The 24,238-nt window shown below is 41.9% G+C and carries 18 protein-coding genes; 4 read left to right on the plus strand and 14 right to left on the minus strand.

The annotated features are described in order from the left end of the window. Positions 1 to 60 precede the first annotated feature (60 nt). The gene (locus H6G86_RS14345) at positions 61 to 2,844 is read right to left on the minus strand and encodes a HEAT repeat domain-containing protein (protein WP_190934884.1); all 2,784 of its coding nucleotides are present in this window, start codon (positions 2,842 to 2,844) and stop codon (positions 61 to 63) included. Between the two features lie 385 nt (positions 2,845 to 3,229). On the opposite strand from H6G86_RS14345, the gene H6G86_RS14350 reads away from it, so the two are divergent. Then, positions 3,230 to 4,087, plus strand: a complete 858-nt coding sequence (locus H6G86_RS14350) for a DUF4351 domain-containing protein (protein WP_190934885.1) — start codon at positions 3,230 to 3,232, stop codon at positions 4,085 to 4,087. Here the strand turns inward: H6G86_RS14350 and H6G86_RS14355 are convergent. Both H6G86_RS14355 and H6G86_RS14360 read right to left on the minus strand, forming a co-directional pair. After that, positions 4,073 to 4,411 carry a hypothetical protein gene (locus tag H6G86_RS14355; protein WP_163932338.1) on the minus strand — a complete coding sequence of 113 codons (339 nt, stop codon included), beginning with the start codon at positions 4,409 to 4,411 and terminating at the stop codon, positions 4,073 to 4,075. The genes H6G86_RS14350 and H6G86_RS14355 overlap by 15 nt on opposite strands. 236 nt (positions 4,412 to 4,647) lie before the next feature. Further along, positions 4,648 to 7,173, minus strand: coding sequence for an AAA-type ATPase lid domain-containing protein (locus tag H6G86_RS14360; RefSeq protein WP_190934886.1), 2,526 nt, complete (start codon positions 7,171 to 7,173; stop codon positions 4,648 to 4,650). A gap of 378 nt (positions 7,174 to 7,551) precedes the next feature. Here H6G86_RS14360 and H6G86_RS14365 point away from each other — a divergent pair, with 378 nt between their 5' ends. Beyond that, the gene (locus H6G86_RS14365; protein ID WP_313931005.1) at positions 7,552 to 8,613 is read left to right on the plus strand and encodes a sensor histidine kinase; all 1,062 of its coding nucleotides are present in this window, start codon (positions 7,552 to 7,554) and stop codon (positions 8,611 to 8,613) included. A gap of 62 nt (positions 8,614 to 8,675) precedes the next feature. Continuing rightward, the gene (locus H6G86_RS14370; protein WP_190934888.1) at positions 8,676 to 9,311 is read left to right on the plus strand and encodes a transaldolase family protein; all 636 of its coding nucleotides are present in this window, start codon (positions 8,676 to 8,678) and stop codon (positions 9,309 to 9,311) included. Positions 9,312 to 9,545: 234 nt separating this feature from the next. Here the strand turns inward: H6G86_RS14370 and H6G86_RS14375 are convergent, their stop codons facing one another. Then, positions 9,546 to 11,744 (minus strand): CHASE2 domain-containing protein, encoded by a 2,199-nt coding sequence (locus H6G86_RS14375; protein ID WP_190934941.1) that lies wholly within the window; start codon positions 11,742 to 11,744, stop codon positions 9,546 to 9,548. Positions 11,745 to 12,007: 263 nt separating this feature from the next. Then, positions 12,008 to 12,292, minus strand: a complete 285-nt coding sequence (locus tag H6G86_RS14380) for a hypothetical protein (protein ID WP_190934889.1) — start codon at positions 12,290 to 12,292, stop codon at positions 12,008 to 12,010. Positions 12,293 to 12,467: 175 nt separating this feature from the next. On the opposite strand from H6G86_RS14380, the gene H6G86_RS14385 reads away from it, so the two are divergent. Beyond that, entirely contained in the window at positions 12,468 to 12,695 is a 228-nt protein-coding gene (locus tag H6G86_RS14385) for a helix-turn-helix domain-containing protein (RefSeq protein ID WP_190934890.1), read from the plus strand. A 332-nt stretch (positions 12,696 to 13,027) separates the two neighbouring features. Here the strand turns inward: H6G86_RS14385 and H6G86_RS14390 are convergent, their stop codons facing one another. From H6G86_RS14390 to H6G86_RS14430, 9 genes are all read right to left on the minus strand, one after another. Continuing rightward, positions 13,028 to 14,116: a sulfonate ABC transporter substrate-binding protein gene (locus H6G86_RS14390; RefSeq protein WP_190934891.1), complete on the minus strand. Its 1,089-nt coding sequence runs from the start codon at positions 14,114 to 14,116 to the stop codon at positions 13,028 to 13,030. A gap of 86 nt (positions 14,117 to 14,202) precedes the next feature. Further along, entirely contained in the window at positions 14,203 to 15,408 is a 1,206-nt protein-coding gene (locus H6G86_RS14395) for an aliphatic sulfonate ABC transporter substrate-binding protein (protein ID WP_190934892.1), read from the minus strand. Positions 15,409 to 15,979: 571 nt separating this feature from the next. Then, entirely contained in the window at positions 15,980 to 16,843 is an 864-nt protein-coding gene (locus H6G86_RS14400) for a TauD/TfdA dioxygenase family protein (protein WP_190934893.1), read from the minus strand. A 37-nt stretch (positions 16,844 to 16,880) separates the two neighbouring features. Further along, entirely contained in the window at positions 16,881 to 17,987 is a 1,107-nt protein-coding gene (locus tag H6G86_RS14405; RefSeq protein ID WP_190934894.1) for an aliphatic sulfonate ABC transporter substrate-binding protein, read from the minus strand. A gap of 289 nt (positions 17,988 to 18,276) precedes the next feature. After that, complete coding sequence (locus H6G86_RS14410) at positions 18,277 to 19,098, minus strand: class I SAM-dependent methyltransferase (RefSeq protein WP_190934895.1); 822 nt, start codon at positions 19,096 to 19,098, stop codon at positions 18,277 to 18,279. A gap of 306 nt (positions 19,099 to 19,404) precedes the next feature. Continuing rightward, complete coding sequence (locus tag H6G86_RS14415; protein ID WP_190934896.1) at positions 19,405 to 20,886, minus strand: amidohydrolase family protein; 1,482 nt, start codon at positions 20,884 to 20,886, stop codon at positions 19,405 to 19,407. Positions 20,887 to 20,965: 79 nt separating this feature from the next. Next, on the minus strand, positions 20,966 to 22,453 hold the full coding sequence (locus tag H6G86_RS14420; RefSeq protein ID WP_190934897.1) for an amidohydrolase family protein: 1,488 nt from the start codon (positions 22,451 to 22,453) through the stop codon (positions 20,966 to 20,968). Between the two features lie 129 nt (positions 22,454 to 22,582). Continuing rightward, a complete protein-coding gene (locus H6G86_RS14425) occupies positions 22,583 to 22,993 on the minus strand; it encodes a hypothetical protein (RefSeq protein WP_190934898.1) in 411 nt (136 codons plus the stop codon). Positions 22,994 to 22,996: 3 nt separating this feature from the next. Further along, positions 22,997 to 24,049: an ABC transporter substrate-binding protein gene (locus tag H6G86_RS14430; RefSeq protein WP_190934899.1), complete on the minus strand. Its 1,053-nt coding sequence runs from the start codon at positions 24,047 to 24,049 to the stop codon at positions 22,997 to 22,999. Between the last annotated feature and the right edge of the window lie 189 nt (positions 24,050 to 24,238).

Consider the following 24,238-nt stretch of genomic DNA (forward strand, 5'->3'; position numbering starts at 1 on the left):
CGTAAATCCTAAAGAATTGACCCTCAGCCTAGAAGTCTCTTTCTTAATTACGAATTAATATCACGCTCTTGGCCGCAACAATTGCACAAAGGTATCACTCACAGTATGGTCTTTGGTATCGGCGGCGTATTGAACTAATTTTTCCTTCAGTTCTTTGGCTGCATCTAACGGGAGTAAGGTTGCTAGCAAAAAGTAGACACCACGAAAACGGGGGTCGTCCATGTGGTCAAGGAGCCGATTTTTAGCTTCTTCACTCTCGCCGAGAAAGTTCTGCACTAAAAAGAAATCCATAATCTTATCGTGGCGGAAATACCATTCTCTTTTGGCTTCGCCTTTTTCGTCTTGCCACTGACGGCTGACAACCATTTTATATTTATCGTCTTCCAATGACTGTAATACCTGATAAAATTCATCCGCAGGTAACGCCTGTTCATCATTCAGCCGCATTTGATAGACAGCATCGGAGAATTTTTTCAGGGGAAATTCCTGGTTCCACTCTTGCAAATATTCTCTTGCCATCAATTGATATTGATGTTGTTGCAAGTGAAACAAATCGGGGTATTCGCCTTGGGATAGCATCAGCGCTACCACAGTTAAATCCATTGGATTAGAGAGAACCTTCTCAATGGCGGTTAATTCTTGTAGTGATTGCTGATTAGTGAGGGCTTTGGTTAAAAAACTAGCAGTGGCTTGCTCATAATCAGTACCTTGAACTTTGGCATTTTTGGGTAGTCGTGGCTGACGAGAAATCAGAAATTGCTGAATTTGCGGTTCCTCAAGGGGGAGCAATTTATATATTTTGGCTGTTGAGGGTGGTGTCCACTCAAGCGGCTGGGTGGTCATGATAATGTTACCCCGGAAATAGCTTTCGGCAAACTGACAGATTTTTGCCCTAGTGTCGGCGGTAACTTCATTGAGTCCGTCAATGCAAATATCTAATGCGCCACTGTAAATTAAATTCTTGAGAAAATCAGCATCTTGTGCTTGGCCGTGCAGCTTGGCTTGAATTGCCTCAATTACCCCTTTGTCACACTTCTGGGCAGGTAGATAAACCACAAGCCGCCCAGAAGTTTTTACCAAATAGCGCAGAAACATTGACTTACCCAAGCCAGAATCACCTTCTAAAATGACTTGTCCTTTGATGTTAGGTAGCACTTGGGTAATTGGTACGGGTTCATCTACACCCGGAACTTTCACTTTAGAATTTGGGAAGTAAGCTTCGGGGTTAAAATTATCTAACCCGGCATCAGCTAGTAGGGAAGGTTTGAAGGGTTCAAATAACTTTTCGCGGAAAAAGGGAACCCAGGTGAGAATTAAGCCGACGTAGCCGACACCGAGAATACGCCTTACCCAAGGATTCCAGAAGAAGATGGCTTGAACTTGCGGAAATTTGGGGTAAGCGAAGATGAGGGCTAGCCAAAAGGCAGCATGAATCAAAATAGTTGTTCTGGCGTTGAACAACCACTGCCAAGTTTTGAGGTTAACTATTACTGATTGCAGCGAATCAGCTTCGTTGTAGCCGGCGTTTTTGAGGTTGTTATAGTGAGTTTCTAAAATAACAATATCTTGTGGTTGCCAAGAGACTTTTCTCCCAACTACGGCAATTTGCTTTGCTAAGTCTTCGCGTAATCGTGTTAAACCTTGGCTAGGTTCCCAGGCTTGGGCAAATATTTTGAGAGTTTTATCACCGCGATCGTGGGTTAATGAAGCAGGAATTGTTTTAGTGTCAGGAAAACCCAGCCATGTGAGCAGTGTTTTGACTTCATCAGTGCCGCCACCCAGAAAATATGTCAAAAATCGCCACTGTTCAAATTCTGATTGACCTGCGTAATAGATGCTATCCAGAATTACAACAATATTATTCAGGTTGAGTTGTTCTATCTTTCCCAATGCCTTTGCTACACCGGAACGAAAATCTTTGTCAACGGTTTTATCCTTGAGGATGTCGAGAATATCTTTGATGTAGGGTTTGGCAAGCTCCCCCAGATTTCCCAATGCCGATGCTGCATTGGAACGAATATAAGGTGCAACGGTTTTATCCTTGAGGATATCGAGGATGTCTTTGATATAGGGTTTGGCAGCCTCCCCCAGATTTCCCAATGCTACTGCTGCACTTCTACGAACATCTTCATCAACAGTTTTTTTCTTGCGGATGTCGAAGATGCCTATATCTACGTCCCTCAGATTTCTCAATGCCGATACTGCACCCTGAGTAATGAAGACTTCATATTCAACGGTTTTATCCTTGAGGATGTCAGCGATGTCTTTGACATAGGGTTTGGTAGCCTCCCCCAGATTTCCTAATGCCTCTGCTGCGCTGGAACGAATATAAGGTTCAACGGTTTTATCCTTGAGGATGTCAGCGATGTCTTTGACATAGGGTTTGGTAGCCTCCCCCAGATTTCCTAATGCCTCTGCTGCACCTCTACTAACATCTTTATCAACGGTTTTATCCTTGGAGATGTCAACAATCTCTTTGACATAGGGTTTGGCGGCCTCCCCCAGATTTGCCAATGCCACTGCTGCACCTCTACGAACATCTTTATCAACGGTTTTATCCTTGAGGATTTTCGCAGCTTTCAGCGCAATATCCTCTGGTTTCTGAACCACCGAGTTCAAATTTTTTAGATCATATTCATTGAATTTTTCAAAAGCGAGTTTCTTAACTCCGTCATATCCATCATCAAGAGCAGCAACGATACCGTTAATCTGCCACGCTTCTGGCTTCGGCTTCAGCGATTCTTTCGCGCTTACCCAAGGCAGCGCGAGGAGGAGTGTCAACAGCAGGATAAAGGGAAAAAGGAAAAAGGGCGACGATCGCTTTTTAATTATGTGCAGATACATTTGTATAATTCGTAATTCGTAATTCGTAATTCGTAATTCGTAATTTTTTTAGAAATAAAGGCTGTTTCTGCCCTTTGCTTGGTAGGGAAAGAGAAGGGAGTTAGGTTTTTTACTAGTCAAGCAGGAACCGCTACAGTTATCTTTTTACCGTCTGATAACTCAACCTAGCCAGAAATGGAATATTAATGTAATTATTACAGGAATTTCAAAAGATACGCTCAGAGTATAATACTGAGCTTGCCTGAGTGATGGTGCGTAGGCGTAGCCCGCACTTCTCTACGAGGCGCTGCGCGAACGACAAGCTCAGTGACCATCGTAGACATCGCCTACTCAAACCACTGCACGAGATAATAACAATACCTCGTTCAATTGTTAGCGATCGCTAATGTCCTTTGATAACCTCTGCAAACTCCTGTCCGAAAAACATCCTGCTACCTTTGCCAGTTGGGTATTAGGAACACCGCAAACTTCCGTCACAGTTCTCAAAACCGAATTGAGCATTGAACCGATTCGCGCTGATTATGTAACATTTTTACAATTACAAGGACGCATTCTCCATCTGGAATTTCAAACCAAACTAGAATCTACACCGCCACTACCCTTGCGGATGCTAGATTATTGGGTACGCTTGTATCGTTTGTATCGTCTACCAATAACGCAAGTTGTCGTATTATTGCTTCCCCCTGCACCAGGAACAGTAATCGAAACTGTCTTCTGTGTCGAAACTACCCGTCATGAATATCGCGTGATTCGCTTATGGGAAGAAAATTCTGAACTATTCCTCAATGAGCCAGCTTTGTTACCATTAGCACCACTGGCCGCAAGCACGCAACCCCAAGCTTTGTTGCAACAAGTTGTGGTCAAAGTTAATCAACTTGAGCCAAGACAACGACCAGAAATTTCCGCGTATACCCAAATCTTAGCGGGGTTAAAATACAATCAAGATTTAATTCGACAATTATTTCGGGAGGGTATGATGCGCGAGTCAGTAATTTATCAAGAAATTCTCGCTGAAGGTGAACAACGTGGACGGGAAGAAGGACGGGAAGAAGGACGAAAAGCAGAAGGGCAATTGCTCATTCTCCGTCAACTTACTCGACGGGTGGGAGAATTACCCCAAGAGATGCTAGACCGGATTGAAACTCTCTCCTTAGAACAATTAGAAAATCTCGGTGAAGCATTGTTGGATTTTCAGGCGATCGCGGATTTAGAAGCCTGGTTTGCCATATTAGAGTTCAATTAACTTGAATCCCCAAGGTTTGAGAGCCGCTAGAGCTATTTCTTCATTTACACCTTCATAAGCTTCCCATTCCAACGGATGCTCTTTTGGATGCCCGTCGCCGACATTACCTGCAACTTTAATTATTGGACAGTTGGCGATGCGATCGCGCTCTAGCCCTTTTGGAACTACTAGTTGGACTTTATGACCGATAAACTTGGCTGTACTTTCTTCAGCAATCGATTCACGGATTAAACAAATATCACCAGCTGTCCCCCAAGTAGTTTGGTAGATGTGGAGGAATGATATATAAGGTGCTGGTTTGATGGATCTTTTTAGAACATGCATTATCTGTAATCCTTACACTATGAATCAAAAATCATAAATCATATAAGTATTTTCTATCACGTTCGTAGGGAAGAAGAATGTTTTTAACTCACTTTTTGCACTTAGTCTAAGTGATTAGAGACTTCTTGGTGGAATATAGTGGTTTTCTAGTCATAATACAGACCTAACCCCCAGCCCCTTCCCTTGTAGGGAAGGGGAGTAAGATTAGAGTGGAATGGCATACAAAGGAGCGATTGCTAGAACACGATAATTGCCCACAAACTAGCTGCCAAAGCGATCGCGGTTAGGTGTTGCCCAAGGAGCGATTTCACTGGTTGCTTGGCAATTTTTTGAGTTAATAACATAGTCATTAACACTGAGAAAATTATCGTTGCACCCTGCAAAAAAGCAATCACAGCCGGGTGAGCAACCAATATTGGCAATTGTTCTCCACTCAAACCAAGAGTAGCAAAGGTAACAGGTAAAATCCGCCCGCCTTCGCCTAAGCCCAAACGCAAATAGTGAGCTAAGTTTCCGCCCAACACCAATGGTAAATAGCCATAAGCAAGTTCTACAAATGATTTTGGCTTTCGGTTAAAGTTCAACAATTTCAGCAAGCCATAAGCCCCAAAGGTAAAGATCGCTGGGATAATTAACACTAGCAGCGATAATCCGAAGTGCTGCCAAAACTGAGTTAAATCCAGTTGTAAACCCAACCAAGATTGTAATTCTGGCAAGCGATGCAGATATATCCCACCCAACAGCAAAAACAATAATGCTACTTCATAAGTACGCGGTACATGAGTTGTCCACAATTCAATTCCAGGGGGACGCAAGTTGAATTCAACGGAACGATGGGGACAAGCTTTGAGGCAAGTCATGCACAGTACGCAATCTCTGTTATCTTCTAACTGCGCGGGGTGGGAGTATAAAGGACATCCATTAGTTTCCATCCCTTCGCCCTTTTGTGGCCCACCTTTATAGCACTGATAGGTGGTGCAACTGGCAGAACAGATTCCTTGCTGGGCGCGGAGTTCCGTCATTGAGAGTTTGGCAAATAAACCATTCATCCCACCAATGGGGCAGAGATATCGACACCAAAACCGCCGCTCAAAAATGGCGGAGAAAATCATCGCCCCAGCAGTAATTAACAGCAGCAAACAAGCACTGAGGTAGGCAGTATTTTCTAAATGCCAGAGTTCTTCCCAAAGGAAAATTAGGGTGAATAAACCAAACATGAACCATCCGCCCCACTTCTCAGCTTGCTGTCTCGGCCAGCGTTTGAGTTGTCGTGGCCACAGCCAGAGAGATAACTTTTGGGTAATTTCGCCGTAAATCATAAAGGGACAAACAGAACACCAGATGCGTCCCAAAAAGGGAAAGAGAAATAAGAAGAAAGGCCACCACCAAGCCCAAAATAGATTTAATACGAAATTGCGATCGCGGGTTTGTGGCCCAATAAATAAAACTGCAACAATAATCGCAAAAGCTGTTGCAGTAAAACCATAGTTAATGCGATCAGGCCACCAAGGACTACGCAAAAACCGCCGCAAATTAGGATAGGCATTTAACAGATTTACGCGAAATCGTTTTTTCTTCGCTTCGGCTGGCCAGAAAATTTCTTCTGTTAATTCATTAGCACCTTCCGCTTGCACGATCGCTCTTTCAACTAGATTTTTCAGTTCTTTGAGGTTCCCAGGAAAATCATAAGACTGGAGGCGACGCAAAGCTTCTGGGGTAATATGCGGTTTCGGAACGCCTCTAGAGCGAATGTAGAGACTAGTATAATATTCAACCTGCGCCTGAATATCAGCTTTCCGCACCCGTAGCGGCGGTACTTTAATAATGTGACCAATACAGCGTTCAATTGTCGGCTGAGTTTTTTCTGAAACAATCAGAATTCTGGCTTTACTGGGGCGAGGTTCGGGTGCTGTTTCTCCAGAACGACTGACGGGTGTATATGTACCAGCTTTGAGCAACTGCGTCACGGGAGGCAATAATTCTTCGGGCAATTCTTGGATATTATTGAGAACTAAAGTACCTTCCCCCAACCATTCCAAAAGTCCTGGTTTACCACCGGCTCGACCAAATAAGTCTGCACCGCTCGTTTGCAGAATACCGCAATTTACTTTAATTATTGGTTCTCGCCGTTTTGGAGAACCAAAGTGGATAAGTGCTGCTATATTGTCTTTTTCTAACCCTGGTTCTCCGAAAATATCCACTGATTTGCGGTCAGCAGCCGCTTCTCGAATTTGCTCCCGCAGCCGCACAGCATAGCGACTTGTACCCACAATTCCGCGTTGTGCTTTGGTAACTAAATATGGCCGCAAAGCTACAGAACGTTCTTGTTCATAGCCAAGTGCAGATGTTGCCTGAGCTAATTCTTGAGCCAATTGACGCGAAAAAGCCTGAGCAATTTCGGGGTATTGGGTGACTAATTTCCGAAATTTATCACCAGGCACAACCCACAAATGACATTCGGTTACGGTAGTAATTGTGAATGGAGTGAATTCATCTAACAGTAATTCTTTGAGTTCAATCACTGCTCCGGGAAGGAATCCACAAGCTAAGGCTGGGTTGCTTTGATTGGTGCTATTGCTTTCGAGTTGACCTTCTACAAGAATATAAAGGGCTTCTGGAGAATTGCCTTCACTAACCAAGTCAGTTTCGGCACTCACTACTTGTTCTTCAATTTCTTGAGCGATCGCATTTAACACTTCAGGCGAGAGAATTCCTAAAGTGGTGCGTTCTTGTAGCCATATAACCGTTTCTGGAGATGTCATCTTAAGTTCTCCGTGTAGGCTGCTGTGTAAAAGGAATTATCTCTTGAAAGCAATGTCAAAAGAAAGGTAGGAGGCAGATCGCGAAGCGTGTCGTGGACAAGGCAAAAGGCAGGAAGCAGAAGACCTGCTCAAAAACTTATTTCTTGACAAGCACTAAGCCGTTAGACAGCAAGGAAAAGTGGGCTTACTAAAACTAACTCGTGATATTTGCTCCTAGTAAAGACGGGTCTGTAAGCTGACTTTACCCACGATATGCACTTGTTAACACTTCAACGGCTTGTTCATTTATCAAGATCCAGCTCTCCTTGGTTTTTTCTGGCTGGAACAGCATTTTCGATATTTACTGCTGAAGTATTGGTGATGTTTCTCTTTTTGATCGTGCCAAAGCTTCCCGAGCTTTTTGAACCTTTTGTAGATGGTGGGTTGTTGTCAATTCTAGTCTCACCAGCATTGTACTATTTTCTGTATCAACCCTTGAGGATGGAGAATAGAGAACGGCAACTCGTTGAACAGGAACTTCGACGATCGGGAAAGCAGTTACAGCTACAGACTGAACAACTTATGCAAACCTTGCAGAATCTGCAAGATTTTCAACTGAAGCTGGTTCAGAGTGAAAAAATGTCTGCGCTTGGTAATTTAGTTGCTGGAGTTGCCCATGAAATCAACAATCCGTTGGGGTTTATTGCCGGGAATCTTGCTCCAGCCGAGGATTATGTTCGAGATTTGCTAAGACTGATTGATCTATACCAACAGAAGTTTCCCAGGACTGATGCAGAGATTAGCGATAAGCTTAAAGCGATCGATTTCGATTATATCCGGGAAGACCTACCCAAATTGTTGAACTCTATGAAGGAAGGAGTTGTGCGAATTCATGACATCAGCACAAGCCTACGCACTTTCTCCAGAGCAGACCATGATCATCCTATTTTCTTCAACATTCATGACGGTATCAATAGTACGATCTTGATTCTCAAGCATCGCCTCAAAGCGAATGAGTCTCGACAAGAAATTAAAATTACTACAAGCTACAGTGAGATGCCACCAATTGAGTGCTTTCCTGGACAACTTAATCAGGTTTTTATGAATCTTCTAGCCAATGCAATTGATGCGATCGAAGAAGCTAATCGAGGACGCACACTTAAAGAAATTGAGGAAAATCCAAATCGGATCGGAATTTATACCGCTTTGATTGAGGATGGGCAGAGGATTCAGATCCGGATTCAGGATAATGGGGTTGGAATAAGCGATCAAGTCAAGCAAAAGGTTTTTGACCATGTGTTTACAACAAAAGAAATAGGGAAAGGAACAGGATTAGGGTTGGCGATCTCTCGTCAAATTGTGGTGGAGAAGCATCGGGGAAGCATCCAAGTCAATTCAGAACTAGGGCAAGGTTCAGAGTTTATAGTTACGCTACCAATTCATAAGACAGTGGTAGCTTAGTCGTTTTGATGTATTCTGGAGCCGAGCATAGATTAATATTGGGGAATTGATCGGGGGAAATTATGGCAATTTATCTAGACTCAGCGATCGCATCTGAAGCCGAAGTTGTTAAGCTTTGGGGATGGGTGAAAGGCATTACCACAAATCCCACGCTGTTGTCTCAAAGCGATACTCCACCAGAAACCACGCTCAAAAATTTGGTTGCCTTGACTTCTGGCCCGTTATACTATCAACTCGTGGCATCTGATAAAGCTGGGATGCTAGCTGAAGGTAGAAAAGCTTTTGAGATTATTGGTTCACAAACAATTTTAAAGATTCCCGCAACACCGTTAGGTTTTGAAGTGGTGGCGAGTCTATCCTCAGAAATTACCTGTTCAGTGACAGCAATTTACAGTGCAGCACAAGCAGCAGTAGCACGGGAGGCGGGAGCTAAAATTGCCATAGCTTATGTAAATCGGGCTACGCGGTTGTTAGGTGACGGTATTGCCTTAGTGCGGGATATGGCTAGCGTCCTCAAAGGCAGTGATACAGAGATTTTGGCAGCTAGTATCAAATCTCCCGAAGAAGCAGCCGCATCATTGCAAGCCGGGGCCCATCATTTGACTTTACCATTGGCAATGTTGCAAGCGATCGCAACTCATGAATTTTCACAGAAAACGGTTGAAGAATTCGCTAAAGGAGGCATTGGTTTAAAATAATTCGTAATTCGTAATTCGTAATTAAATATGAGTTTGTCAGATATTCCTAATCTCTGGGTTCCTCTAGCGCTTTTAGGTTTAATTATTGTCGCTGCTGTATTTTTTGGTCGCAGCAATTGATTACTAAGGCATTACAAAAGTTATGTTAGGTAAAGTAAGAGAGCCTTCTGCTGCCTGACAGCACTCTGGTAATTTGTATGTTCGCTGTTGTCATATCCTATACAATCCATTGGGCTAAATACGTTTTAAATCTTGTAAAACTGCGGCGGCTGATTGATAGCGATCGCTAAAATGATAGCAAACCATTTTATCTAAAATGACCGCCAATTCTTCCCTGACTGGCACTGTTTGCCGCCACATCACATTCCCCGTTTCTGGATCTGGGTGGAGTTCTTGCGGTGGTATTCCAGTTATGGCTTGAATACCAATCATCCCTAAAGCATAAATGTCACTGCATAGGCGGGGATGACCAGCAAATTGTTCTGGAGGTGCATAACCCCGTGTCCCGATGGCTACTGTGGCTAATTCTGTTTGATCGCTAGTCGGCGGTTGCATCAATTTGACTGCACCAAAATCAATCAATACCAGCCGATTATCTTGAGCGCATCTAATAATATTAGTTGGTTTGATATCACGATGAATTACTCGATGCTGGTGAACAAATTCTAGAACTTCTAAAACTTGTTTGAACATCTCTATGACAAATGATTCACTTTGCACATCCTGTACAGGTGGTAATTCTTCACTTAAAGTATGTCCTTCGATATATTGTTGAATTAAATAGAATTCTTGGTCATCTTCAAAATAAGCAAGTAGTTCGGGAATCTGATGATGTTTACCCAAAGCTTCTAATATTTCAGCTTCACTATGAAACAACCTGCGAGCAACTTGCAAAAATCGTGTATCTTGACGGGCTGGCATTAACTTTTTAACTACACAAGTAGGATTACCCGGTCGTTGAGTATCCTGTGCTAAATAAGTCCGACCAAATCCACCTGAACCAAGAACTTGAGAAATTTTGTAGCGTCCACCCAAAAGCAAATTACCTGATTTTATTTCTGGTGAATCAATTGGAGGAGGAAAGTCAAGAGACGAATCGGGAATTGCTGTTTTGTCTTCTAAGAGTATATTTAATTGTGCGATCACTTCTTGTTGTTTTTCAACTTGCAGAATAATTACCTGAGTTTGTCGCTGATTTTGGTAGCTAGTATAAGCAATTACACAAATACTACTAACAACCAAAGTAAGAGCAGAGGGAACTAAAGGCACCCATCCAGCTTGCAAAAACAAACCAATGCAGATTCCTACTAACCCAAGTAGGGTTGTCCCTCCCACCACTAGCAACAGCAAGGGATTTTGCCACCGCCATACGATAATTCCACCTAAAAGCGACCAGCCCCACATCCAAATAAATTCTGCCCAGTCTGGCCAATACCAAATTAGAGGTCGCCCATCCAACACTGTACTGATAAGTTGACTTGCTATCTGTGCATGAATAAACAGAGCAGGCATTTTAGCTGGCTGATCCGGCAAAGTGCTGTAGGGTGTATAGAAACCACCAGGAGGGAGATTAGCAGCCGTAGTGCCAATAATTACAAGGCGGTCTTTAACTAAATTGGGGTTGACTCGGCCACTAAGAACATCTCTTAGGGTTACTTGGTCGGCGAGGCTGTTAGGGTGACGGTAATTTAATAATATTTGATAGCCATCTGTATCCAGATGTTGATAGCTACCAGAATTAGGTTGTAAACGCGGAAAGAGAGTTTTACCTAACTGTAATTCTCCTTTATTAGTAAACTTGTATTCAATACCTTGTTTCTCTAGATAATTAATTCCTATTAGCGCCCCAAATGCAAATGATGTTGTACATTTATTGTCTGTAGAATAAGCAAATAACAAACTACGGCGGAGAATTTGGTCGTTTTCATTGTCAGAAACGACATCGCTAAACCCAACATTATCTATAGGAAAATTAGTTGGTGGTGGAATTTCATCTCTACCCAAACTACTGAACAAACAAGTGCTGACAATGTTATCTTGATTTGGGAAATTAGTTGCCAAATTGTTGTCTTCTGGTTGAAAAAGATATAAACCAACAATTCGCGGTTGATAAGACTCGATTTTTTTTAATAGCTGATTAATTGTCCGATCTGATATAGTCCATTTTTCTCGTTTGAGATCGTCGTCAGTGATTTTTACTAGCAAAATCCGCTTATCAAGTGCTTGTGCTGGACGCGATCGCAACATTTCATCATAAACTCTTAACTCCCAAGGCTGTAACCATTTGAGTTCCCGAATTCCCCAGATAAAGGCGGTGACTCCCACACTGGTAACTAAAATAATTTGCAACCAGCTTTTGTTCTTGGAAGTTTCACGGGAATCCTGAACTTTGATAAAAGGGACACGGAGTTTTTTTAATAGTCCACTAATCACAGCGTTGCGGCAGTAGCCTGAATTGGGTAGATGTTGCAGGCGCAAAAGTTAATTTTCGGACTCTAGGTTAAAAGCTAATTAACCTGAGCTTCTCTATTAATGTAGCAATTTACTTGTTGGTGAGAAACCTTGGCGTATTTCTACTCTTAAAGCAAGCTGACGCGCAGCATCAACTATAGAAATAAGCGATGTCTACGACAGGCTATGACGCTAGTTCGCTCTTATTCTCTCCCATTGCTCGCCATCAGGGTCGCGCAATGGCACTAATGATCTGTTTGAGATGTTGGAGTATCTTCAACAGCACTGGTAATAGGGAAAGAAATAGGATTAGTAGATGGTGTTAGTGAATCTAACCGGGGTTGTTCGAGCGATGCTTCGATACTTGGATCGTCAAAATAGGAGCCAACAATCTTATCATAGTTAGAAGCAACAGCTAAAAAAGCGCCACCCAAAATATAGATAGGTAATGGCAAATTAAATTCTTGCAACCAGTCAAATAATTCTGCCAAGGCAAACAGCACTAAAAAGCAAGCAAGCCAAACTCTCATATTTTCTATTTCCTAGATTGGAACAACTCTATTAATAGCTTAAATAGCTTGCATAATAGTTGATGTAGTACATAACCATCAAATTACAACCTTTATAACCATAGATAGGTGCAGTCAGAGTTATAGCATCTGCTATATTGCAATATCTTGTAAAAAAATAAAATATATTTAGCCTATGCCTGCAATCAAACAGCCAAGCATTGCACTGTTGGTTCGTGAGACTCGGCAGTGCCTCAAACTATCCCAGGTAAAACTGGCAACTATGTTAGGGGTTTCATTCCACACTGTAAACCGATGGGAAAATGGACGAACACGACCTTCGCCACTTGCTATGAAGCAAATTGAAAAGGTATTATACCAGATGGGAGAACCCGGTGAGGCACTTTTAACAAAATATTTTTAATAATGGCAAATGTGACACCAGTAGCATCCTAGATGAAGCACTACTACCCCATTCGTGATAAATTAACGCCAAGCAAGTACTTTCAGCCTAATTTTACAGGCATCTTGCCAAATTATGAGAGCAAGGTAAATTAGTAGAAGCGATCGCTAATTTAATAGCTGAATATAACCTGGCTCTATGTGATTTCGCTTTAGACTTTACGTGTGTGATGCTCCCTAAAAGGGTTGTTTTGGTGTACACAGAGATGTGTGTACACCTAAGAAAATGCTTGGAAGAGAAGTCCTTCCAAAATTATTACATTGGTATTCTAGGTATCATAATCTGATTAGTTTCTATTTTTCACTGATCAATGTTGGTGGAGTAATAGCTGCATATTCTTGGGATGTCAGCAGTGCTTCTTGAACATCAATCTTTTTAGGCAAGATTTTTTCGTTATAAAATAAATCGGCAACATTTTGTTGAGCTTTCATCAATTCTGGGGTAATTCCTTTTAATCGATAATTAGCGCGTCCAGAAATTATTTCTTGAATGGGTAAATCAATTTTAAGTACAGGTGCTATGAGTTTGGCTACTTCTTGACGATTTGCTTCCGCCCATTGACCATTTTTATCAATCTCTTCCAAGATAATCCGAAGTAATTCGGGATTTTCCTTAGCAAACTCTCGTGTTCCTACATAGTATCCGCCTGGAGTACCGATATTTGTCGCATCTCGCAGCACCCGCGCACCGTGGAGTTTTTCTACCAAAGCTAAATGAGGATCGCCAGTTACCCAAACTGGAATAGTGCCCTGAATAAATGCACCACGGGCTTCCACATTGGGCATACTTAATACTTGAATATCACTATATTTTAAACCCACTTCTTTTAAGGCTTGAATGATAAAATAGTGGGATGCAGAACCTTTTTGAAAAACTACTTTTTGTCCTTTAATTTGCGCTAAACTCTTAATAGGAGAACCTTTAGGAACTACAATCGCACTCCCTTTACCGGAAGTAGCAGTAATTCGTCTACCAGCAAGATAGACAATTCTTGCACCAGCAGCTTGGGCAAAAATAGGAGGAGTTTCTCCAACTGAACCGACATCAATTTTGCCGACATTCATCGCTTCCATTAATTGCGGCCCTTGGGCAAATTGTGCCCACTCAACTTTGACACCCAAGGGTTCTAAACGCTTTTCTAAAACTCCTCTCACTCTCACTAAGTCACCAGAGCTTTGATAACCCATTCTTAGAAGTTTTGTTTTCAGAGCAATAGTTTTTGTTGCTGCTGGATCTGCTTTTGGTTCGGTTGCACTATTTGTATTCTCACTGGGTGATGTGCAACTAGTTAATGTGGTAGATAAAGCTAAAAAGCCAGGCATTACCAACAATGCAAATTTTCTGATAATTGGTGAAGTTTTTATTACAGTATTGTTCAACATTTTTACGACTCCAAGATAAAATAATTTCTGCTCTCAGGAAAAAATAAACTTTTAAATGATTTAAGCTTTTTAAAGTTAATAATTTCCTATTTAGATTTAATTGATTCTGGTATAAAAGCCGCATATTCTTCTGGGGTTAATACACCATCTCTAACATTAACCTTCTTTGGTAAGAGTCCTTGGCTATACCACAAATCGGCAATTTTTTGTTGCTTATTGATAACCTCTTCAGTAATTGGTAGCAACCCATAAACTGATTTGGCTTGAATTTTCTTCAAGGTAGGAACATCAATACCAACATCAGGAGAAACGAGTTCTGCTAATTTATCGGGATTCTTTTTAGACCATTCATCAGCCTTTGTCAGCTCCTCCAGAAAAATTTTGAGAACTTCAGGATGCTCTTTCGCAAATTTACGCGAGGTAGAATAAAATCCCCCTAAATCTTGGAGTCCTTGCCCATCTATTAATACACGACCAATATTTTTTTGTAGGGCTCTTGTAATATATGGTTCCCAAGTTACCCAAACATCAAGTCCACCCTGGCTAAAAGCAACATTTGCATCTGGAGGTGGTAAGAAAATAGATTGAACATCAGTAAGCTTTAGCTGATCTTTTTGTAGTGCTTTCAGCAAAACATAGTGAGCAATAGAAGCTTTTTGAAAAGAGACTTTTTTGCCTTTAAAGTCAGCAGCACTTTTAATTGGAGAGTTTTTTGGCACTAAAAAAGAAACACCTTTACCATTAAATGCTGTAGTTACTACATAGACAAGTGGTGTACCTGCGGCTTGGGCAAATATTGGCGGTGATTCGGCTGTGGCTGCAATATCAAGAGAACCTGCATTTAATGCTTCTAAAGCTTGTGGCCCAGCAGCAAACTCTAACCACTTGACAGTAAAATTCTTCGCTGCCAAACTTTTTTCTAGAGTTCCCTGTTTCCTCATAACTGCAAGTGAACCAAGCTTAGAAGAAATAACTCGCACTTCTTGCTTTTGGGGAGTATTAGAAACTGATTGGTTTTGAGTTTCTGTACTAATTGCAGATGCTTCGTTCTGAGTTGTTTTATTTTCTTGGCTGCAACCAACTATGCTCATTGGGATTGTGAGAGAGAAAGCAGCTACAAGTAAAGATAGATAGTTACGTTCAATTTTATATTTAGCTTCTGCTTTGATAGCTAGGCTTTTATTAGATATCAGATTTATTGTTGGCAAAAAAGGCTTTAAATTCTCGATTTTCGATTTTATCGGCTTGTTAATAGATATATCAAATTGTTGCAAATCTTTAAAAAATGCCATGAAACTCTATTGTCTCCTTTAATAGAAAACTTTTTACTGTAATATTGTGTTTCAGCAAATTGGTTATTAAATACAGTTGATATATCAATACGGTTCAATTAAGGTTAACGCTCTTTGTCAAAGTCATTTTTTTAATGAACCGCAGAGGCGCAGAGTACACAGAGAGAATAAAGAGAAGTAAAAAACTGTTTGACTGAACTGTATTGGTTTATATTTTATCGGATTTGGTCTTTGAATAAAGTGTTAATAAACACTACCTGGCAGAGATAAGAAGGTTTTTTGTAAATTTATTTTTGTGAGTGTGGTTTGAGCAATATTTATTTTAAGAACTAAAATTAAATAGAGTTTGTATTTGATTTATAAAAAATTCGCACAACTCAAAAAGGGTTGTTTACAATTATTGTTAAGACTAGTAATTGTCAGAATAAAGGCGGATTAATATATAGAGTTATTATGATAACTTAAGTGTTTTTTATTATCTTATTTAAGAACGAGGGTGGTAGTCATCCACCCCATTTTTAAAAGTAGATTTCAGTTTTTCAAGGCGTTATATCTGTCTAGATAATAAAACCTAAAAAGGACGGCTACCTGCAAGACTAACTCGTTTTAAAACCCGTCGCTCATTTGGATCAAATGCTTGACGGTAATGCAAGGTGGCTTGATTATCCCAGTAGACAATATCACCTACAGACCATTTGTGTTGGTAGTAGAATTTGGGTTGATTTAGATGCTGACGCAACTGTTCAATCAATTTAGAACCTTCTTCTGGTTCTAACCCGACAATTTCAACTTCTGTCGCGGCATCTAAGTAAAGATGCTTTTTACCACTCTCTGGATGTGTCCTAACTAAAGGATGGGGAAAAACAGGGCTTATTAAAGGAATATTCTTATCTAAACGATATAAAGGACGCGGTGCATTCCGGTCTTGTAAGAATGGGTTGTAGGTAATTAGCTGTAAATCTGCAATCCGTTCTTTGGTGGTTTCATCTAACGCCTCATAGGCCAAATTAGTATTTAACCAATAAGTATTTCCACCATGAGTTGGTATTTCCAAAGCATAAAGCAGCGAACCACTAGACGGGGTGGGAGTCCATTTGTGGTCAGAATGGAAAGTTAGTTCTCCAGTACCGGTATAGCCGCCATCAACATTAGAAATCGAAATCACCACCGGCGTTTCTCCCGGTTTAGAAGCTAATACTGGAGTTTCATCAGATGGTACAAAGAGTGCGCCAAAATATAAGGCAAAGTTCAAAAGCTGTTCATCAGAGAGCTTTTGGTCTTTGAAGATCAAGATATGGCGATCGCGCAAAGCTTCCTTAAGTTGTAATATAACTTCAGGTGCGATCGCTTGAGTGGCATCAAGATCGGTAACTATCGCTCCCAAAGGAGCATCGATAGGACTTATTTTAACCTTTGTCAAAGTCGAGGTAGCCATAATATTCTCCTGTGTTTTAATTTCCTTTTGGGTATAACTACTTATTCGCTAATACATCTGAAGGAGTAATTTTGGCGTATTCTTCAGGGGTTAAAAAGCCATCTCTAACATTCACTTTTTTCGGGATAAGTCCAAGGCTATACCATTTATCTGCAACTTCTTGTTGCTTGGTAATAGTTTTCTCAGTAATTGGTAGCAGCCCATAATCGTATTTATTGTGCATTATTTCTAGAGTCGGTGGATCTAGCTGAGTTACAGGGGCAAGCAGTTGTGCAACTTCTTTGGGATGATCCTTCGTCCAGATTTCTGACTTTTCTAACTCCTCTAAAAATACTTTGATTACATCAGGATGAGCCTGATAAAATTGGCGCGAAGTTGAGTAAAAATTCCCAGTATCCCGCAACTTACCACCATCTGCTAAAACACGAGCTATTTTGTTTTGTACATTTCTGGTACCGAATGGCTCCCAAATATACCAAGCATCCACTTTATTTTGACTGAATGCCGCATTTGCATCTGCCGGTGCTAAGAAAACTGATTGAACATCGCTCAGTTTTAATCCCGCATCTTCTAATGCTTTAACTAATAGATAGTGGCCGATAGAGGCTTTCTGAAAAGCTACTTTTTTACCCTTCAAATCAGTCACACTTTTAATTGAAGAATTTACAGGAACTAAAAGTGAAATAGCTTTACCACTAGGACGTGTAGTAGCTAGATAAACAAGGGGCGCTCCTGCTGCTTGTGAAAATACAGGAGGCGATTCGGCTGTAGATGCAATATCCAATCCATTTGCATTCAGGGCTTCTAGCTGTTGTGGCCCAGCCGCAAACTCAGCCCACTGCACTTTAAAACCCAGAGGCTCTAATCGCTTTTCTAAGGAACCCTGCTTTTCTAAAACTGCTAAAGCGGAAAGTTGTTTTGAACGTACAATCCTTACTACTTGCTTCTCAGTTGACTTCTCTGTAGCGCTAGATGAAACTACTGACCCAGGGGAAGTTGTTGACTGTTGAGTGTTATTTTTGGCTTCACTACAACTTGATAGGGTCGTCGATAGCATTAAGCAGTAGCCCAAAGCAAATAGCAAAGAACGACGTGTTGTTCTTGGGCTTTTTCTAAATTCAAACTTTCCTTTTAAAGCTGGCATGGGTTGTTTTATTGATCTCCTCTAGGTGGTTAGAGCAATGATGATTAATTGCAATATCAAGAACGAAAATGTTTTTTGAAAGCTCCAATCAGTAAATGTTTTTATAACTTCAAAAACTTTACTGATGAAATTAGGGAAGAGAGTGGGTATTACCCACCCCGCAACGACTCGAGGAACTGAAACTTGAATAGTTAGGAGGCAAAAATTTAGGAAGTGGAGTGAGAAAGGCTCACTCCAGTGTCGTGCTAGTGGAAGATTGAAATCTTTGAGTAAAACTCTATCTTTTTTGCTAGTGCTTCCAAGCGACTAAGATTGTAGCTTTGAGTTCTTCTGTGAAATGTCCAGATGGCTCAACTGCTAGCAGGGCTTCTCTAAGATCCTTTTCAAATGCTGGAGCTTTATCGCCATAGAAAATTTTCAGAGAGAAGGCTGTAGTGTATAAATAGCCGAGATAGCTATCGATAGTCCAAGATTTTTCAAATGGCACTTCATAGTTTTCTTGACGAGCAAAAGCTGAATTGCCAATTACGACTTCATGGGGAGGATCAACTGGCTTACGAGTCCCTTGTCCTCGTTGTCCAGTCCGCCGTTCTTCACCTAACCATTTTTTGACTACTCCAATAGCAGCTTGTTTCCAAGGTAGATTGCTTTCCCAAGGGTTATCACCAGTCTGAAGCAGTGCTAATCCACCATCATCAGTTAGCAATTCATAAAGGCGTTCAAGCACTAATTCACGTTCCATCCAGTGGAAGGCTCTACCAATAGTGGTTAACTTAAATTTCCCTAAACTAGAGTCGATTAACTCGGCTCCTTGTTCTAACCAAGTAATATTATTTGCTCCAACTGCTGCTGCTTGGCGTTTAGCTTCTGCAATCATTTCTGGATCGGGATCGATCGCCACAACTTCCTCAAATCTGGTTCGCAGACCAATTGAAATTAATCCTGGGCCAGTACCTAAATCAAGGAGTCGTCCTTCACCATTGAGATTAAATATTTCAGCTAGTTTGTCGAATACAACTGGTGGGTATTTGGTTCTATATTGAGCGTAGCCCTCAGCGGCTCCCTCAAATAAACTTGGGTCGTAGGTGGGAAGTGTTTTTAGTTGAGTCATATCAATTTTGGATTTAGGTAAGGGATAAGAAATAAATTTATCCAAATAAACGAACCACAGAGGCGCAGAGAACGCAGAGAGAGGAGAAATAGAAAGAATCTTTGCATCAGTTTGGGGATATTTTTTTAAACTCTCATTTCTCCGTGTCCTCTGCGCCTCTGCGGTTCGTTATTTAGGAGAAATGTAGAGTGGGCAAGGCCCACGCTACAAGTGAACAGAGGAAATGGAACATGGAACGTTGTGATTGTCCTTTGTCATTAGTCCTTTGTCCTTTGCAAATGACTAATGACTAATGACTAATAACAGTTATTTCTTAGCAGCCAGATATTCGTTGGCGGCTTTTTCAACACCTGTACCCTTGAAGAAGTCTTGATTGAGGCTGGTATACAACTCCAAGGGATGGATTGAGAGGAAGTAACGGAGGTCTTCTTCGGTAATGATTTCGCGTTCTGCCATTGAGTAGGCGTTGGCAGTAACAGCGGTGATATCTGGCACATCCCAGTGACCGGAATCGGAACCTAAGAAGGCTTTAACGCGATCGCCAAAGGGATTAGCTGCACGATTAAACGCTTGGCTGACACGGGTATCGTCTGATTCTGTACCGAAGTAGAAATGATTCAAGAAGCGATCGCGCACATCTTCTGGCTTCTCTATTCCCGCTAGTTCAAATTCGTCGAGTTCGCCTGGATCTTCAGGAGCCAATAATTGATGGTGGAATCCTAAACCGTCACCAATTTTATCTAAGCGTCCATCTACCAGTTCGCCACCGTAGCGGGTGTACAGTTCTACTAGTGCTTCCTTGTCGATAATAGCAGGATTGTTATTTGACAACAAATGTTGTTTGTTGCGGGTTTCCCAATGCCAAATAATATCGGCGTATAGACTAGCACCCCAAGCTGAACCACCTTCCAAGAAGGCAAACTTTAATTGTGGGAAGCGGCGAGTAACTCCGCCAAAGAACAGCGATTTGCATAATGCTTCTGCTGCAAAGGCAAAGTGATTAATGTGATTGTACTGGGCGTTGGTGACAGAACGCTGAGTTGTCCAACCTTGGCTAGAAGCGTGAGTTGTGGGTACAACTTTTAGTTCTTGGCACTTAGCCCAGAATGGATCGTAATCATACTCGCTATCTAAGCCAAAGTTATCAATCCAAACCACTTCGTTAGCGACTTCTTTGCCGTATTTTTCAAAGGCAGGAATTGGACGACGGACATAACCTGGGATTTGAATTGCTTTGAGTCCGAGAACATTCACCGCATATTCCAACTCTTCAATCCCTTCTTCGGGAGTGTGCAGTGGGATGGCGGCGATGGGTGTTAAGCGATCGCTATAAGGACGGAAAATATCAGCATGGTAGGTGTTAACTGCCCGACAAACAGCCCGCCGCATTTCTTCGTTGCCGATATTTGGGGCCATTGTTGCCAAGTTGGGGTATACAACGGCAAAGTCTGTACCTGCTTCTTGCAAGCGCTCATGCAGCAACTTTGGCAAGCTAATAGTAGCCAAATTCAAAGTATTTTTGGTTGGACGACCCCACCAGTTAGGGCGATTGGTGCGATAAGCAAAACGTTCTTCCCAACTTTGCTTATACCACTTAAAACGGGAAGATCCTGGCAAATTCTCTTTGAAACGTTCGACAAGTTCAGTTCCACCAACTTGTTCTAAATAATCCAAGACTGCTGGTTCAAATTCTTGGGTATGTACATCGGTGTCAATGATTGGATAACCAAGTTTTTCGCGAATTTGAGCAGACCTGGTTTTTTGTGGACGGTCTAGAGCAATCGTCATGATAGTTTACCCTAAATTATTCAAATTGTTTATGGGGATTGGCAAAGACGCAGAATCAATCCTTTGTAGAGACGGCGATTTATCGCGTCTCTTTCGCAGCCAAAAATTCATCTGCTGTTTTCTCGACAGCCGTACCTTTGAAGAAATCACGATTAAGGCTGGTGTATAACTCCAAGGGGTGAATTGATAGGAAGTATTGCAAATCTTCTTCGCTGATAATTTTGCGTTCTACCATTGAATATGTATTAGCAGCGATCGCAGTTATGTCAGGTACATCCCAATGACCAGAATCGGAACCCAAAAATGCTTTAACGCGATCGCCATAAGGGTTGGCTTTCCGGTTAAAGGCTTGAGCTACACGGGTATCATCTGATTCTGTACCGAAGTAGAAGTGATTCAAGAAGCGATCGCGGATATCCTCTGGCTTGGTAACTCCTGCAACGGCGAATTCATCCAAATCACCTGGTTCTAGAGGAGATAATAACTCAGAGTGGAAACCTAAACCGCTACCTAGTTTATCCAAACGACCATGTATTAATTCGCCACCGTAACGGGTATATAGTTCTAACAATTCTTCGCGATCAATATTGGCTGGATTGTTGTTTTCCACCAAATGATCTTTATTACGAGTATCCCAATGCCAAATCAAATCGGTGTACAAACTAGCACCCCAAGCTGCACCTCCTTCTAAAAAGGCAAACTTGAGTGTGGGGAAGCGGTGAGTTACACCACCAAAGAATAAAGATTTACATAGTGCTTCCGCAGCCGATGCAAAGTGACCAATATGGTTGTATTGGTAATTGCTAATGGAACGCCGATTGATCCAGCCCATACCGGAAGAGTGGGTGGTGGGTACAACTTTCAGTTCTACACACTTCGCCCAGAAGGGATCGTAATCATATTTACTATCCAAGCCAAAGGTGTCAATCCAGATGGCTTCGTTGGCTACTTCTTCACCATATTTCTCAAAGGCGGGGATGGGGCGGCGGATATGTCCGGGGATTTGAATTGCTTTGAGTCCGAGAATATTTACCGCATATTCCAACTCTTTGATCGCCTCTTCGGGCGTATTCATGGGGATAGCAGCAATGGGTGTTAAGCGATCGCTATAAGGGCGGAAAATATCAGCATGATAAGTATTAGCTGCACGGCAAACAGCCCGCCGCATTTCTTCATTCCCGATGTGTGGAGCCATTGTTGCCAAGTTGGGGTACACAACGGCAAAGTCTGTCCCTGCTTCTTGCAAGCGTTCGTGCAGCAACTTCGGTAAGCTAATGGTAGCCAAATTTAGGGGATCGTTAGTGGGACGAGTCCAGAAGGGAGGGCGTGCAGTGCGGTTAGCACGGCGTTCTTCCCAAGATTGTTTAAACCATTTAGAGCGAGATGCACCGGGTAAGTGTTCTTGAAAACGCTCTGCGATCGCAGTTCCAGCAACTTGCTCTAAATAGTCTAAGAATGCTGGGGGAAACTCTTGGGTATGTACATCGGTATCAATGATCGGATAACCCAATTTTTCCCGAATTTGAGCAGACTTGGTTTTATGTGGACGGTCTAGTGCAATAGTCATGGCCATTTTACCTAGATTTTCAAATGTATTGGTCAAGAGGGAAGCGGAAAGTTACAGGACTTACGCAAAATAATGGAAAAACGAACCGCAAAGGCGCAAAGGACACGAAGGAATAAGAGTTTTAGAGAGTTATTGCGTGAGTCGTAAGTTTATAAGCCTGGAAGTTGAGTCTTTGAGCTTGGAAGTTGAGCCTCTGAGCTTGGAAGTTGCACCTTTGAGCTTGGAAGTTGAGCCTTTGAGCTTGGAAGTTGAGCCTTTGAGCTTGGAAGTTGCACCTTTGAGCTTGGAAGTTGAGCCTCTGAGCTTGGAAGTTGAGCCTCTGAGCTTGGAAGTTGCACCTTTGAGCTTGGAAGTTGCACCTTTGAGCTTGGAAGTTGCACCTTTGAGCTTGGAAGTTGCTTTTTTAAAAGACTTAATTACAGAAATTTGTTTTTCTTGCTCAGAAAAGTTACTGATTTTTGCCTCCTCATCTTCCTCATCTCCCCCACTACTTCGGCTTCTCTTCGAGACGCTACGCGAACGCTCAGTACAAGTCCCCATTTCTTATTTTTCTTCAGCAACCCAGTCTGTTAATTTAAAGTCCGACTTTGCTAAACCCTGCGAGACTAAAAATTTCTTTGTTCCCTCTAAAAGTTTCACTCCCTCGGCTGGTAATGGTTCTTCTGATACCTGTTTGAGTGGGAACGATACTTTTATAATATCGATGGGATATTTAGTAGTTTGAGCATGGTACTGATAATATTCTTCAGAATTAGCTTTTAAATCCTTCGCTGCTTCTGTGAGAATTGCATTAAATTTCTGTGGGAAATCAGGCTGTTTTGCCAGAAAACTTTCAGTTGCTACAACTAATGATGTCCCTGAAAGACCTTTATGATTCGCAGAAGAATCAATAACTGGAAACCCTTGTGATTTCAGAAAAGGCCCCAAATCACTTGAAGTTGCATAAGCTGCTATATCACCACGTTCTAAAGCCGCTTTTGCCTCAGTAGTCATTAAGTGAACAACTTTTACATCCTTGGCAATTTTAGCTTCAGCTAATAGTCCCAGCAGGTATCGGTGCATATAAGAGCCTTTTTGGGTAGCTATTTTTTGACCCTTCAGTTCAGCAAGCGATCGCGCACCATTCTTTTTCGCTACTAACCAGGCGGTTGTATTAAATTGGCTGATCCGCAACAGTCGGGTTTCCTGGCCCCTAGCTTTCAAAACTATGGCTGGTGTATCGCCTAGAGAACCAACATCTAATTGTCCGGCGACAAGCGCCTCATTTAGATCCGGCCCGTTAGAAAACCTTGCAAAAGTAATGTTTTTAAATCCTGCTTTTTGCAACTCCCGCGCTAATATCCCCTTTTTCTTGGCCCAACCAAGTGCCCCTGTAGGTTCTGAACTACCTACATAACCTATTCGTAGGGTAGAAATATTATTAGATGCAGCGACAGCGTTGTTGACATTAACAGCCTCAATGGATTGAGCAGATTTAGTTTCGCCTTGGCTACATGCTGTAGTTAGTAGCAGTAGGACACAAGCCACTGAGGTTGATAATCTGGAAGTAAATTTATTTTTATTGATAGAACCTGTTACTACTTTGAACGACAGCATCACTTTTTTCTCCGCCGTACTATATGCCGTGTGCAACTTTCTCTCAAACCTAACCCTCAACCCCTTCCCTACAAGGGAAGGGGAGCAGGAATCAAAGCCTTTCTACCTGTGGGGGCTGCGGTGTATACACAAGTCTGAAATACCTGATGAATCTGGATTTTACCCCACCCTAACCCTCCCCGTATGTAT

Origin of the sequence: Nostoc sp. FACHB-133, assembly GCF_014698055.1 — a bacterium.
Lineage (GTDB): Bacteria > Cyanobacteriota > Cyanobacteriia > Cyanobacteriales > Nostocaceae > Nostoc.